The following is a 14,596-nucleotide window of genomic DNA, read 5'->3' on the forward strand; positions in this document are numbered from 1 at the left end:
ATATGGATGAGATGGTAACCAGCGGCTACAGCGCGCTCAACCTGCCTTTCAGTCCCGAAGCGGAGCAGTCCGTGCTGGGAGCCATCCTTCTGGATTCTTCCTGCCTTGACCGCGTAGCGGAAATTCTTCCCCGGCCGGAGTATTTTTACCAGACGAACAACAGTCTGATTTATTCCACTATGCTGGAAATGTTCACTATTTCGCAGCCGGTGGACTTTGTTACCATTCTGGAAAGGCTCAAGGGGACACCGGGCTTTGATGAGGCAAGCGGCAAGACTTATCTGCTGCAGCTCGCTCAGCTGGTTCCCTCCATTTCCAATGTGGAATCCTATGCCCGAATTGTTCGCGACAAATATGATGTGCGTACCCTCATCACCACTTCGCGCGATATCATTGAGGAAGCGTCCTCCGGAGCGGCTGACGCGGCCACTCTGCTTGATTCTGCGGAACAGCGCATCTTTGATATCCGGCGCGGAAAAAATATGCAGGGACTTCAGCGTCTGGATGAAATCATTGTGCAGACCTTTGACCGGCTTGATTTGCTAAATTCCCCTGATGCGGATCTTTATAAAGGGGTTCCCACCGGAATTAAAGAGCTGGACGATACCATCACCGGACTGAACCGCACCGACTTTATTCTGCTCGGTGCGCGCCCCGGTATGGGCAAGACGAGCTTCGCGCTGAATATCGCACGGCACGCGGCGGTAAAGGCAAATAAGAAAGTTGCCTTTTTTTCGCTGGAAATGAGCAAGGAACAGCTGGCGTCCCGGTTGCTGTCCACGGAGGCTCTGGTCGGCGGAACGAAGCTGCGTACCGGAAAATTGAGTGAAGATGAGTGGATTCATCTGATCGAAGCGGGCGACATCCTTTCTAAAACCCAGTTTTATATCGACGACAATCCATCCATTACGGTGGGCGAAATGAAAGCCAAAATCAGACGGCTGAGAGACGTTGATCTGGTAGTGGTCGACTATTTACAGCTGATGACCGCCGCCAGCAAGAACGACAACCGCGTTCAGGAAATTTCAAAGATTACCCGTAATATGAAAATCATGGCGAAAGAACTGAACGTACCGGTGCTGATGCTTTCCCAGCTGGCCCGTGACAGCGAAAAACGTACCAATCACCGGCCGGTTCTGTCCGACCTGAGGGATTCCGGTTCTATTGAGCAGGATGCGGACATTGTTCTATTTCTGTACCGTGAGGATTATTATCAGGACGCCGAGGTGCCGAATGAGAACGCCGACCGCAACAGCGGGGAGTGCATTATAGCCAAAAACCGTCACGGCGAAACCAAAACCGTTCCTCTGCACTGGCAGGGTGAGTTCATGCGCTTTACGGCGCAGGAGGTTGTCCGCAGTGAACAGTGACATTTTAAATATTGAAAAAAAGATTGAAAGAGTAATCGTCAGGTGGAACATGCTGCCCCCGGGCTGTACCGTAGTAGTCGGCCTTTCCGGCGGTGCGGATTCCCTGACGCTTGCTCATTTTATTTTAAAATATGGAAAAACCCGTCATATTCGCCTGACAGCGGCGCATATTAACCATGGACTGCGCGGGGAAGAAGCGGATACCGACGAGCGCTTTGTTTCTAAGTGGTGCGAAGAAAATGGAGTGGAACTGAAAATTCTGCATGCCGATGTGCGCGCTCTGGCCGCGGAGAAGTCCGAAGGCCTTGAAGAGTGCGGCCGTAATGTGCGCTACTCCTTTTTCAGGAGTCTTTCCGGTGAAAACGGAAAAATCGCCACCGCCCACACGCTGTCCGACAGCACCGAAACCGTTTTGATGAACCTTACCAAAGGGGCCGGCATTCGCGGCCTGCGTGGGATTCCCCCTGTGCGGGAGAATATCGTCCGCCCTCTGATCGGGATTACCCGCGCAGAGGTGGAAACTTACTGTGCATATTACGGCCTGCATTATGTAACGGACAGTACGAATTTGGAAACGGAGTACGAGCGAAATAAAATCAGACTCGGCGTGATCCCCGTTCTGCGGGAGATCAATCCGGCTTTTGAGTCGGCTGTTTTTGGAATGACCGGCCGCCTGGGTGAGGATGAAGAGTATTTGAACACGCTTGCGCGCCAACAGCTGGATGCGGCTGCGTGCCCCGGCGGATACGACTTGGAGCTGCTGAAAAAGCTGCCCAATCCCATTCTCACACGCGCCGTTGCCATCGGTGTGGAAAGGGTGCACAGAGTCAGACTGGAGAGCCGCCATATCGAAGCGGTTGTGGGAATGATCCGTAAAGGGGCAGGTTCCGTTACCGTTGCGGGAAGAATACAATGCACCGCACAGGGCAATACTCTTTCTATTGCAGTACAATGCGGCCCGCTTCCCGAACAGGAGTGGTGCGTATCGTTCCAAATTCCCGAAACCGTTCTGCCGGACGGCAGAACGCTGACGGTCGTAAAACTTACCGAAAAAGAATTAGAAAAATGCCGCAAATTTAATAAATTGTTATTTAATAATCTAATTAACTATGATACAATATCTAGTATTACCTCTGTTAGGAACAGGCGTAACGGCGATACGTTTCGTCCCGCCGGGCGCGGCGTCACAAAAAGCCTTAAAAAACTTTTCAATGAAGCGGCGGTTGCTTCGCCTTTGCGCGGTAAAATAGCAATGCTCGAAAGCGGCGGGGAAATTATCTGGATAGAGGGCTTTGGTGTTTCGCAGAAGGCCTGTGTGACCAAAGATACTCAAAATATAGCGGAAATATTAATTAAGGAGTTCGAAACATGAGAAATGATATTCAGTCCGTATTATTCAGCGAGGAGCAGCTTGCTGGCATCGTACAGACAATTGGCAAACAGATCAGCGAGGACTATAAGGACAAAAACCTTTTGATGGTCAGTGTTCTGAAAGGCTCCGTGGTTTTTATGGCCGATCTGATGCGCGCGATCACCATTCCCTGCAGTATTGATTTTATGTCCGTTTCCAGCTATGGCTCCGGGACAAAGACTTCCGGCGTGGTAAAAATTATTAAAGATCTGGATATTAATTTGAAAGGCTACGATCTTTTGGTCGTTGAAGATATTCTTGACAGCGGGTTGACCTTAAGCTACATACTTGAGCTGCTGCAGTCCCGCTCCCCGAAAAGCATTAAGGTATGCACTCTGTTTGATAAACCGGACAGGCGTACTGCCCACATAAAAGCTGATTACGCCGGAACGATTGTTCCGGATGAATTCATTGTCGGCTACGGCTTGGACTATGATGAAAAATACAGGAACCTCCCGTTTGTAGGAATCTTGAAACCGGAGGTTTACGAGGAAGCTGACCGAAAGGTGTCCAGCGACTCAAGTAAGGAGTGAACTTCATTTGGATAATAAAAAAACGCTAAAAAATATCGGCCTGTTTATTGGAGTGCCTATTCTGCTGTTTATCCTGATTGCCATGATTTACGGCAACAGGCCGCAGAAGACCTACAATTATTCCGATATCCTGCACTACTTCAAGGATCAGCAGGTTACGGAATACTCCATGGATATGGGCAGCGGTGAGATGATTATCAAACTAAAGGACAAAACGCAGATATCTTATGTTGCCCCGAATTCGGAGCTGCTTTATAAAGATATCCGTGATTACGTCGATCAGTATGATAAGGATCATCCGAACGCCCTGATGACCTATAACCTGAAGCATCCGGCAGAGACCTCTTGGCTTGCCAGTATGCTCCCGATGCTTGTCACCCTCGGCATCATGGTCCTGTTCTGGTGGTTTATGATGAAACGCCTGAACACCAGCATGGGCGACGCGGGCAAGCAGATGAATTTCGGCAAGGCCAAAATCAAGCAGATGGCCGATGAAAAGCGCAAGACTACCTTTGCCGACGTTGCGGGTGCAGACGAGGAAAAGGAAGAGCTTCGCGAAATTGTCGAATTCTTAAAAAATCCGAAAAAATATAACGAGCTTGGCGCCCGCATTCCGAAAGGCGTATTACTCGTAGGCCCTCCGGGCACCGGTAAAACTTTACTGGCGCGCGCCGTGGCCGGAGAAGCCGGTGTGCCGTTCTTCTCCATTTCCGGTTCCGACTTTGTTGAAATGTTTGTCGGTGTCGGCGCTTCCCGTGTGCGCGACCTGTTTGAACAGGCGAAAAAGAATTCTCCCTGCATCATTTTCATCGATGAAATTGATGCGGTCGGCCGTCAGCGCGGCGCCGGACTCGGCGGCGGGCACGACGAGCGTGAGCAGACCCTGAACCAGTTGCTGGTGGAAATGGACGGCTTCGGCGCAAACGAAGGCGTCATCATGATTGCCGCCACCAACCGTCCCGACATTCTTGACCCCGCGCTGATGCGCCCGGGCCGTTTTGACCGCCAGGTCATGGTCGGTTATCCGGATATCAAGGGCCGTGAGGAAATTCTGAAAGTCCACGCGCGCGGTAAGCCGATTGCGCCGGACGTCAACCTGAAAACGATTGCGAAATCCACCGCGGGCTTTACCGGCGCGGATCTCGAAAACCTTCTGAACGAAGCGGCGCTTCTGGCCGCCAGAAAGAGCCTGAAAGCCATTACGATGGAAGAAATCGAGGAGGCCACCATCAAAGTGGTGGTTGGTACCGAGAAAAAGAGCCATGTAATGACGGAAAAGGAAAAAACCCTGACCGCGTACCACGAAGGCGGACATGCGGTTTCCACTTATTTTTGCCCCACACAGGACCCCGTTCACCAGATTTCCATTATCCCCCGCGGGATGGCGGGCGGTTATACCATGCAGATCCCGACCGAAGACCGTTCCTACAAGTCCCGTAAAGAAATGCAGGAAGATCTGGTGGTGCTGCTGGGCGGACGCGTCGCCGAAGCGCTTACGCTGGACGATATCTCCACCGGTGCTTCCAACGACATTGAGCGCGCTACCAAGCTCGCGCGCAGCATGGTCACAAAGTACGGCATGACCGACGCTCTGGGCCCCATCACTTACGGACAGGATCAGGGTGAGCCGTTCCTCGGCCGTGACATGGGTCATATCCGGAATTATTCGGAAGAAACGGCCTCTGTGATCGACAAGGAAATCAAAAACATGATGACCACTGCTTACAACAGGACGGAAAGCATTTTAAAGGAACACATGGATAAGCTGCACGAAGTGGCCAAATTCCTTTATCAAAACGAAAAAATGTCCGGTGAACAGTTCAAAGAGATGATGGAAGCGAAAGCGCCGGATTCTCCGGAAGAATTGCCCGCTGAGCCTTCCGATGTTACAGCAGAATAAAAATTTAGGGGGAATGTTACCACATTTCCCCTTTTGCTGTTTAGAAGAATTGTGTATAATAAAAAAGAATGTATTGTGCCGAAAGCGCAAAATGCATTATTCCGGGGAAGGAATTTTAATCAGTGAATAGATTTAGGAGCGATATGTTAGTATGACTAAAAAAACGGAATATGGAAATGAGAGTATTTCTTCTCTGAAAGGCGCGGACCGTGTGCGCCGGCGTCCTGCCGTCATCTTCGGGTCGGACGGTATAGAGGGCTGCGAGCATTCTATCTTTGAAATACTGTCCAATTCCATTGATGAAGCGCGCGAAGGTTACGGCAAGCAGATCACCATCACGCGTTTCAGTGACAATTCGGTTCAGGTAGAGGACCACGGCCGCGGCTGCCCGGTCGACTATAACCCAAAGGAACAGCGCTTTAACTGGGAGCTTGCGTTTTGCGAGCTTTACGCCGGCGGCAAATACAACAATGATTCCGACGAAAGCTACGAGTATTCCCTCGGGCTGAACGGACTTGGCCTTTGTTCCACTCAGTACGCTTCGGAGTACATGGATGTGGAAGTCCGGCGCGACGGCTTCCGTTATACCCTGCATTTTGAGCATGGGGAGAACATCGGCGGCCTGAAAAAAGAGCCGTACAATAAAAAGGATACTGGTTCCATCATCCGGTGGAAACCGGATCTGCAGGTTTTTACCGACATCAATGTGCCCGTGGAGTATTATCTGGACGTACTTCGCCGTCAGGCGATCGTCAACGACGGCATCAGCTTTTTGTTCCGCAGCCAGACAGCTTCCGGGTTTGAAGAGACGGAGATGCTGTATCAGCAGGGGATTGTCGACCATGTTAAAGAGATAGCGGGAGAGGATTCCCTTACCCCCGTTCAGTTCTGGCAGGCGGAGCGCAAGGTTCGTGACCGAGCGGACAAACCCCAGTATAAGACGAAAATCAATGTGGCGGTGGCGTTTTCCAACCGTAGCAAGCTGATTGAATATTACCATAACTCCAGCTGGCTGGAGCATGGCGGCGCGCCGGACAAGGCAGTGCGCAACGCGTTTGTGTATCAGATTGACGCGTATCTGAAACAGACCGGGAAATACAACAAAAACGAAAGCAAAATTACCTTTGCCGATGTTGAGGACTGTCTGATTTTAATTATTTCCTCTTTCTCCAACCGGACATCCTATGAAAACCAGACGAAAAAAGCCATTACCAACAAAGGCATACAGGAAGCGATGACGGAGATACTCCGCCACCAGCTTGAGGTCTATTTTATTGAAAATCCCGCCGACGCGGACAAAATTTCCACGCAGGTGCTCATCAACAAGCGCAGCCGTGAGGACGCTGAAAAAACCCGCCTGAATATTAAGAAAAAGCTCACCAGCAATATGGATATCACCAACCGCGTCGCCAAGTTTGTTGACTGCCGAACCCGCGACGTGAACGAGCGGGAGATTTTCATTGTGGAGGGAGATTCCGCTCTCGGCGCGTGCAAACAGGCGCGCGACCCGAACTTTCAGGCCATCATGCCGATCCGCGGTAAAATTCTGAACTGCCTGAAGGCCGACTATGACAAGATTTTTAAGAACGATATTATCACCGATCTGATTAAGGTACTGGGCTGCGGCGTGGAGGTAAAGTCCAAAGCGAACAAGGATTTGTCCTCGTTTGATCTTTCCCTTCTTCGCTGGAATAAAATCATTCTCTGCACCGATGCCGACGTGGACGGCTTCCAGATCCGCACTCTGCTTCTGACGATGCTGTACCGACTCACCCCCACGCTGATCGAAGAGGGAAAGGTCTTTATCGCGGAATCCCCGCTGTTCGAGGTCGCGACAAAGGACGATACTTATTTTGCTTACACAGAGCGTGAAAAGGACGAAGTGGTGAAAAAGCTGAGCGGGAAAAAGTTTACGATCCAGCGCTCCAAAGGACTGGGTGAAAATGAGCCGGATATGATGAACCTTACCACTATGAACCCGGAAACACGCCGGTTAATTAAGGTGATGCCGGCGGAAGCGGCCAGAACCGGAGAAGTGTTTGACCTTCTGCTCGGCGACAATCTGAGCGGCCGAAAGGATTTTATTGCGGAAAACGGATATAGCTATATTGATTCAGCGGATGTGAGTTAGGCTCTGACTGAAAAATGAATACAGATCTAATATTAATGAATGTGGGTGTAAACCAGAATGCCTAAAAAAAGAACGGAGCAGTCGGCGGTACCGCGTGCGCACGGCGTCATAGAGGGCGCGGGCGCGGTCGTGGAGCAGCAAATTACCGACACGCTTGAAAAAAATTACATGCCTTACGCCATGAGCGTCATTATGTCGCGGGCGATTCCTGAAATCGACGGCTTTAAACCGTCCCACCGTAAGCTGTTATATACCATGTACAAAATGGGGCTGCTCGGCTCCGCGCGTACCAAAAGCGCCAATATCGTCGGACAGACCATGAAACTGAACCCCCACGGCGACGCCGCCATTTACGATACGATGGTGCGCCTCAGCCGCGGCTACGAAGCGCTTCTGCACCCCTATGTGGATTCCAAGGGGAATTTCGGTAAGTTTTATTCGCGTGATATGGCCTGGGCGGCTTCCCGTTATACGGAAGCGCGTTTAGACGATATTTGTCAGGAGCTTTTCCGGGACATCGATAAAGATACCGTCGATTTTGTGGACAACTACGATAATACTCTGAAAGAGCCGACTCTGCTGCCGGCCACGTTCCCTTCCGTGCTGGTCAATGCGAACACAGGCATCGCCGTGGGCATGGCAAGCTCCATTTGCCCCTTTAACCTGAGTGAGGTGTGTCAGACCGCCGCCGCATTGATGCGCGATCCCGATCATGACATTGCCTCTACTTTGCAGGCACCCGACTTTCCGGGTGGCGGTCAGCTGATCTACGACCGTGCTGTAATAGAGGATATCTACCGCACCGGGCGCGGTAGCGTGCGTATCCGCTCACGCTATTCCTATGACAAAAGTGCGAACTGCATTGACATTACGCAGATTCCCCCTACGACCACAGTCGAAGCGATTGTGGAGAAGGTCGTCGATCTGGTTAAACAGGGCAAGCTCAAGGATATTTCCGATATCCGCGACGAAACGGGACTGGACGGCCTGAAAATCACCGTCGATCTGAAGCGCGGCGTGGAACCGGACAAGCTGATGCAGCGCTTGTTTAAGATGACTCCGCTGGAAGACAGCTTCTCCTGCAATTTCAATGTTCTGGTCGGGGGCATTCCGCGCGTGATGGGCGTGCGGGAGCTACTGGACGAATGGACAGCGTTCCGCATCGAGTGTGTCCGCCGCCGCACCTTTTACGACCTGGCGAAAAAGAAGGAAAAACTGCATCTGCTCAAAGGACTGCAGGCTATCCTGCTCGATATTGATAAAGCGGTCGCTATTGTCCGCCGTACGGAAGAAGAATCCGAGGTTGTGCCGAACCTGATGATCGGTTTTGGCATTGATGAGACGCAGGCGGAATATGTAGCGGAAATCAAGCTGCGCCACCTGAACCGTGAGTATATTTTGAAACGCACGGAGGAAGTCGGGCAGCTGGAAAATGAAATCGCGGAGCTGCAGTCCATACTGGACAGCAAATCAAAGGTCAAGAGCATCATTATCTCGGAACTGAATGCCGTCGCGAAAAAATACGGTCAGCCCCGCAAAACCATGATGATTTACCAGAATGAAATCGAAGAGTATTCCGCGGAAGAGGAAGTGGCGGATTATCCTGTCAACCTTTTCTTCACCAGGGAAGGCTACTTTAAGAAAATAACCCCGATTTCCCTGCGTATGAGTGGGGAGCAGAAGCTGAAAGAGGATGACGAAGTCATACAGCATCTTGAGGATACCAATTCCGCCGACCTGCTGTTCTTTACCGACCGCTGTCAGGTCTATAAGGCGAAAGCCAATGATTTCAGCGATACCAAGGCCAGTGTGCTGGGAGATTACATTCCCGCAAAACTGGGCATGGACGAAGGGGAAAACGTGGTTTCCATGGTGGTGACCCATGACTATGACGGTTATATGCTTTTCTTTTTTGAAAACGGCAAAGCCGCGAAAGTCGATCTTTCCGCCTACGCCACAAAAACCAATCGTCGGAAACTGGTGAACGCTTACTGCGATAAATCCCCGGCTGTGCGAATTGCGCATGTGAAAGAGGACTGCGACTTTATGCTGACTTCCCTGCAGGGCCGAATCCTTCTGGTTCATACTGGCGCCATTCCCAGCAAATCCACGCGCAATACCCAGGGTGTGGCCGTCATGACGCTGCGCAAAGGCAGCAGGCTTTTAAATGCGGAACCGTACACGGAAGGACTTCTTTCAAACCCGAACCGATACCGTAAAAACATTCCGGCTGCCGGTTCCATGCCCGCCGCGGAAGAGACCGCGGGGGAACAACTAAAGCTGTGAAAATAAAAAACGCCGCTGATAAGCCAATAGCAGATCAGCGGCGGGTCAAGTCAAAGCGGCAAACGCAAACGCTTTGATAAGTCCGTACTTAGATTGCCCTTTTGCCTTTTTGATATGCATAAAAGTTCATAAGGCACATAAAATATACTTGCAAAAGCGCACGTTTTATGTTAGTATAATTTAAGTTGTTTATGCAAGTATATTCGGAGGTGCGCTATGTCAGCTGTTGAAGTTATATTCGGTATTGTGTTATTAATATTTTCAGTTGCTATAACGATTGTTGTTCTTCTTCAGGAAGGTCACCAGCAGGAGCTCGGGGCAATCACAGGCGGTGCCGACACGTTTCTTTCCAAGAATAAGGCCCGTTCCGTAGATTCGTTTCTTGCAAGGTGGACAAAAGTAATTGCAATCGGATTCTTTGTACTGGTCATCGGTATCAACGCGTATATGTACTTTGGCAAGTAACTTGAATGATAAAAGCCCCGCTTTACACAAGCGGGGCTTTTTTTATCTTTGAAGTACCGTTTTTCGCGGCGTAGAGTGATTTGAGTGGAATTGTTGAAAATGAGGATTATATGGAGGAACAATGTTAGAAGAAATCAAAAGAAAAATCATAAAATATATGCAGGCCTACCCGCAGAGTATTACCTCCCGCGGGCTGATTAAAAAAATCGGAATCAGAGATACCAAAAGCTTTTACCGTGCTTTGAATCAGCTGCGGGACGAGGGTGCGGTTGAAGTCAATAAAAAGCACAGTATCCGTCTGCCGGAGGAAAAGAAAACAGTTAAGGCGAAAATCGTGTCCCTTTCAAAAGGGTTTGCTTTTGCGCGCCCGTCGGACGGCGGAGAGGATATGTTCATCCACGCCGACAATCTGAAAAAGGCCTTTATCGGCGATACGGTTCTGCTCAAGCATGTGAAACAGAGCCCCAAAGGACCGAGCGCATATGTGGACGAGATTTCCGAAAAAAGCAGCCGTACGATTACGGGTACGCTCAGCCGCGGCCGGGGACTGTGCGAAATAGTTCCGGACGATGCTATCCGTTACCATATCCCGGTGGAGAAAAGCTCCGCAAAAAATGTAAGGGACGGCGACAAGATTCAGGCTGAAATATTCCGTGCGCCCCGTACCTCTCTTCTTTCCGCAAGGATCGTTAAGGTTTACGGCAAATCCAGCAGCGCGAAAATATGCGCGGACGCCATCATCGACCAGAACGGAATCCGGACAAGATTTCCGGACGAAGTCCTGACCGAAGCGAGAAAAATTGCGGCGGGAACGGTTACGGAAGAAGATTTGAAAGGAAGGCTTGATCTGCGCGACACCAGTATCTGTACCATTGACGGTGCGGACGCAAAGGATCTTGACGACGCTATTTCTGTCAGCAGGACAAAAGCGGGCTATAAGCTCGGCGTTCATATTGCGGATGTCAGCCATTATGTCAAAGAGGGCAGCGCGATCGACGCGGAGGCGCTGGAGCGGGGAACCTCCGTCTATTTCGCCGACCGCGTGATTCCTATGCTCCCCAAGGAGCTTTCCAACGGTGTCTGTTCGTTGAATGCGGGGGAGGATAAGCTTACTTTTTCCGCTATAATTGAGCTGGATAAGGAGGGGGAAATCCTTTCCTATCAGTTTAAAAAGAGCGTGATCCGTTCCAAGGTGCGTGGCGTGTATTCGGAAGTTAATCAGCTTTTTGAAAAGACAGCCGACGCCGATTTACGGAAAAAATACGCTCCGGTGACCCGTTCGCTCAACGCGGCGAAGGAGCTTGCCGACATTTTGAAGGCACGCTCCGTCAGCAACGGAACCGTGGATCTGGACAGTACGGAGTCCAAGTTCACATTAAATGAAGAAGGAATCTGCGTCAATGTGGAACCCCGCCATACGGGGATTTCAGAGCAGATGATAGAGCAGCTGATGATTACGGCCAATCAGGCCGCCGCTAAGCTTGCCAAAGCGAATGCCATTCCGTTTGTCTACCGTGTGCATGAACAGCCCAATCCGGAGCGCGTGGACAATCTGGTACAGCTTGTGGGTGCGCTTGGGCTGAACCCCCGGCGCCTGAAGCACTCTGATGAGGTTACGACTGCCGACTTCGCGGATATCATGCATCAGGCGGAGGGCACGCCGGCGCAGAAGGTTATTTCCCATCAGCTTCTGCGCACGATGGCCAAAGCGCGCTACGATACAAACCCGATCGGGCATTTTGGTCTTGCTCTGGCGGATTACTGTCATTTTACTTCGCCTATCAGGCGTTACCCAGACACGGCTATTCACCGTATCCTATCTGCAATGCTGGAAACTAAGAACAGGGAAGAACTGAATAAAAGATATTTGACGTTTGCCAACGCCGCCGCGTCTTCCTCTTCGACTGCGGAGGTTCGCGCCATGCAGGCGGAGCGCAGCGCGGAAGACTGCTATATGGCCGAATATATGACGCAGCACATCGGCGAGCGCTACACCGGGATTATCAGCGGCGTGACACAGCGCGGCGTGTTTGTGGAGCTGCCGAGCTCCGTGGAGGGCTTTGTGCCTGTGGACAGTTTTGAAGGAGCGCGTTTCCGCTTTGACGGAATCATTACACAGGTTGACGAGAATACCGGCCGCAAGCTGACCATCGGACAGGAGCTTGCGATTCAGGTGGTTGCCGCGGATGTGGCCAGCGGCAGAATCGACTTTATTCCGGATACTTCCGTGGGCGAGGAACCATAATTGTCATTATTTCCATAAAAACCCCTTTTGAGTTGGCAAAATCTCGAAATATTGGTATAAATTTTGGTATATTTGACCATCATACTAACATAAACTTAAACCGAAAGGCGGAGCTGTTAGTATGGAATCTGTTTTAAAACTGGTGCAGCGCACAGATTGCGCAGCCGTTCAGGAAAATGAAGATAAAAAGAAAATTGTGGAAGAAATCAAGGAAGTTTGCCGTTTAATTGCTTGCAACGACTGTTGGTTTGAACTGGAATGTGACGAAAATTTGATTGACGCCTGTATTTTTCAGCGCGAAGAACTTCATTCCCGTTACAAATATTTGCTGAACCTGGCAAAACAGCGGGGAATCAGCTGTGCCCCTTTCAAATGTAAGGAAATGGGGGTGTGATTTTGCCCAATTTGATTCTGTTGCTCTCCCTGTGCGGAGTGTTTGCGCTTCTGGTAGTGATTCAGATCATTGTCAGAGCGAAAAAACCCGTGCAGCGTGCATTGGGCGGTGTCATCATGGGCCTTTGCGCGCTGGCTGCGGTAAACCTGACCGGATTTTTTACAGGGGTCAGCCTGCCGCTCAGTCCGCTCACCATCGGGGTATCCGGTGCAGCCGGTATACCGGGGGTGACTATGCTTCTGCTTTTAAACCTGATTATAAAATGAGACAAAAGAAAGAGAGTTTTCACGCGTGTGAAAACTCTCTTTCTTTGTCAGGCTAAGGGATGTTTTGCCGCCTTTTTTTATTTCAGCGCCGCCATATGGTCTTTCAGTATGTCGGCCGCCATTTCACTGTTTCCGGTAACAAGCGCCAGCAGCATCCGGTAGACATTTTCCGGAGACTGGTGGAAATTGTTTTTCACCATGTTCGCCTGGTACATGTCCGGTACATGCAGGGTGAAATTCATCAGATCCATGTCGCCGCCGGAAATATGGCAGACAACATTGTATCCGCGCTCTGTTTTCGTAATTTCCACTTTGTTTTCCCGTTCACGCTTTGTTCTGGCCAGCAGGTTAATCGCAGCTGCGACCGCTTTGTCACGAACAACATGGGGGAGAGCCTTGTCCAGCTGTTTGGCAATCATGCGGGCAGTACTGCTCGCGGAACAAAGTTCGCCGTTTTCTCCGCTTACGATCACATTCCCTTTTTCAGTCAGTTCCGCAAGCGCGTCGGTGACCTCAAAATAATTGGCAAGGCCGTTGTCCTGAATGATATTCAAAATATCATTTTTTGAGAGCGGTGCATCCAGACTTGACAGCAAATAGCAGATTAAAATACGTATTTCGTTTTTACTTCGAAGCCCGCCCGGTTCAACCCCTCCGGTAAAAGCGTCAAAACCCATAATCAGCACCTCCAGCGGATATTTTACTCTACACAAAAAAGCCAAAGCAAACGCACTCCTCAATCGCCGGAGCAGGCTTGACTTTGACTCGTGACATGTACTAATATTATTTTAACACACAACCGACTTTCTTTCAATCCGGATTGCGGGGACTCCCGCTAATTTTTTACAGTACCCTTTAGATAGCTCAGAATTTCTTGCTGCTGTTCCGGGGTACAGGAACGGAACACACCGACCAGAATTTTTTCATTGCTGGAAAGTTCATAGATATGGCTTGTATTCTTTTTACTGTAAATAAAATTGGATTTTGTTCCGCTGTCCGCCACTGTTTCAGGGGTACCTTCATCGGCAAGTAAATCATTTATTGCAATGTTGAAAACCTTTGCAAGGGTCATCAGCACGGTAATATCGGGTGTTGTTTTTCCAATTTCATAATAGGAATAGGTTGAACGGTCAATGTTTAATATTTTTGCAATCTGAACTTGAGTGTATCCGCTTTTTATTCGTAATTCGCGTAACCTTTCATTTATATGGATCTTTTCAATAATAGGTCACACCACCTTTATACAGAAATGTCAAAATGCTCGTAATAATCAAAATTATATAATTATATAATGATATCACGGCAATAACGTGACATTAATTCACAGAAAAAATAATCTATAAAGCGAAATTTTATTTGTTTAGCTCTTGACGTGTGCAATTTGATTTTGTATAATGTTTTAGTTGGCTGCTCAGCCCTGTTTTTCCGTTCATAGTATGTACAGAAAGACAGATGATATGTTAAAAGGTGAAAGGTCATACTGTCCTTTCTAAATATGCTACTGTGGCTCAATGGTAGAGCAGCTCATTCGTAATGAGCAGGTTGTCAGTTCGATTCTGACCAGTAGCTCCAGAATATCCGCTGATTTCGGCGGA

12 protein-coding genes and 1 tRNA gene are annotated in these 14,596 nt (G+C 49.8%); 11 read left to right on the forward strand and 2 right to left on the reverse strand.

Translation table 11 applies throughout. The annotated features are described in order from the left end of the window. The first annotated feature begins 2 nt into the window (after nucleotides 1–2). The 10 genes from dnaB (at nucleotide 3) to J5W02_RS10520 (ending at nucleotide 13,001) form a co-directional block, all read left to right on the forward strand. A complete protein-coding gene (dnaB, locus tag J5W02_RS10475) occupies nucleotides 3–1,370 on the forward strand; it encodes a replicative DNA helicase (protein ID WP_219965649.1) in 1,368 nt (455 codons plus the stop codon). Continuing rightward, nucleotides 1,360–2,742 carry a tRNA lysidine(34) synthetase TilS gene (tilS, locus tag J5W02_RS10480; protein WP_219965650.1) on the forward strand — a complete coding sequence of 461 codons (1,383 nt, stop codon included), beginning with the start codon at nucleotides 1,360–1,362 and terminating at the stop codon, nucleotides 2,740–2,742. Before dnaB ends, tilS begins: the two co-directional genes overlap by 11 nt. After that, nucleotides 2,739–3,314, forward strand: a complete 576-nt coding sequence (gene hpt, locus J5W02_RS10485) for a hypoxanthine phosphoribosyltransferase (RefSeq protein WP_219965651.1) — start codon at nucleotides 2,739–2,741, stop codon at nucleotides 3,312–3,314. The genes tilS and hpt overlap by 4 nt, the downstream gene beginning before the upstream one ends. 7 nt (nucleotides 3,315–3,321) lie before the next feature. Beyond that, nucleotides 3,322–5,214, forward strand: a complete 1,893-nt coding sequence (gene ftsH, locus J5W02_RS10490) for an ATP-dependent zinc metalloprotease FtsH (protein WP_219965652.1) — start codon at nucleotides 3,322–3,324, stop codon at nucleotides 5,212–5,214. 151 nt (nucleotides 5,215–5,365) lie between these two features. Continuing rightward, nucleotides 5,366–7,345, forward strand: a complete 1,980-nt coding sequence (locus J5W02_RS10495; RefSeq protein WP_219965653.1) for a DNA gyrase/topoisomerase IV subunit B — start codon at nucleotides 5,366–5,368, stop codon at nucleotides 7,343–7,345. Between the two features lie 57 nt (nucleotides 7,346–7,402). Continuing rightward, nucleotides 7,403–9,631: a DNA gyrase/topoisomerase IV subunit A gene (locus J5W02_RS10500; protein ID WP_219965654.1), complete on the forward strand. Its 2,229-nt coding sequence runs from the start codon at nucleotides 7,403–7,405 to the stop codon at nucleotides 9,629–9,631. Between the two features lie 216 nt (nucleotides 9,632–9,847). Beyond that, on the forward strand, nucleotides 9,848–10,096 hold the full coding sequence (secG, locus tag J5W02_RS10505) for a preprotein translocase subunit SecG (RefSeq protein WP_219965655.1): 249 nt from the start codon (nucleotides 9,848–9,850) through the stop codon (nucleotides 10,094–10,096). Nucleotides 10,097–10,217: 121 nt separating this feature from the next. Beyond that, on the forward strand, nucleotides 10,218–12,341 hold the full coding sequence (gene rnr / locus J5W02_RS10510; RefSeq protein WP_219965656.1) for a ribonuclease R: 2,124 nt from the start codon (nucleotides 10,218–10,220) through the stop codon (nucleotides 12,339–12,341). Nucleotides 12,342–12,462: 121 nt separating this feature from the next. After that, nucleotides 12,463–12,735: a DUF2508 family protein gene (locus J5W02_RS10515; protein ID WP_219965657.1), complete on the forward strand. Its 273-nt coding sequence runs from the start codon at nucleotides 12,463–12,465 to the stop codon at nucleotides 12,733–12,735. Then, nucleotides 12,732–13,001 carry a pro-sigmaK processing inhibitor BofA family protein gene (locus J5W02_RS10520; RefSeq protein WP_330659743.1) on the forward strand — a complete coding sequence of 90 codons (270 nt, stop codon included), beginning with the start codon at nucleotides 12,732–12,734 and terminating at the stop codon, nucleotides 12,999–13,001. Before J5W02_RS10515 ends, J5W02_RS10520 begins: the two co-directional genes overlap by 4 nt. 77 nt (nucleotides 13,002–13,078) lie before the next feature. Here J5W02_RS10520 and J5W02_RS10525 read toward each other — a convergent pair whose 3' ends face one another. Both J5W02_RS10525 and J5W02_RS10530 read right to left on the reverse strand, forming a co-directional pair. Beyond that, nucleotides 13,079–13,714, reverse strand: coding sequence for a DUF4364 family protein (locus J5W02_RS10525; RefSeq protein WP_255575693.1), 636 nt, complete (start codon nucleotides 13,712–13,714; stop codon nucleotides 13,079–13,081). 122 nt (nucleotides 13,715–13,836) lie between these two features. Beyond that, entirely contained in the window at nucleotides 13,837–14,226 is a 390-nt protein-coding gene (locus J5W02_RS10530) for a helix-turn-helix domain-containing protein (protein WP_219965900.1), read from the reverse strand. A gap of 272 nt (nucleotides 14,227–14,498) precedes the next feature. Here J5W02_RS10530 and J5W02_RS10535 point away from each other — a divergent pair. Beyond that, a tRNA-Thr gene (locus J5W02_RS10535) sits at nucleotides 14,499–14,573 on the forward strand. Nucleotides 14,574–14,596 lie beyond the last annotated feature (23 nt).

The organism is Caproiciproducens faecalis (assembly GCF_019448085.1).
Lineage (GTDB): Bacteria > Bacillota > Clostridia > Oscillospirales > Acutalibacteraceae > Caproiciproducens > Caproiciproducens faecalis.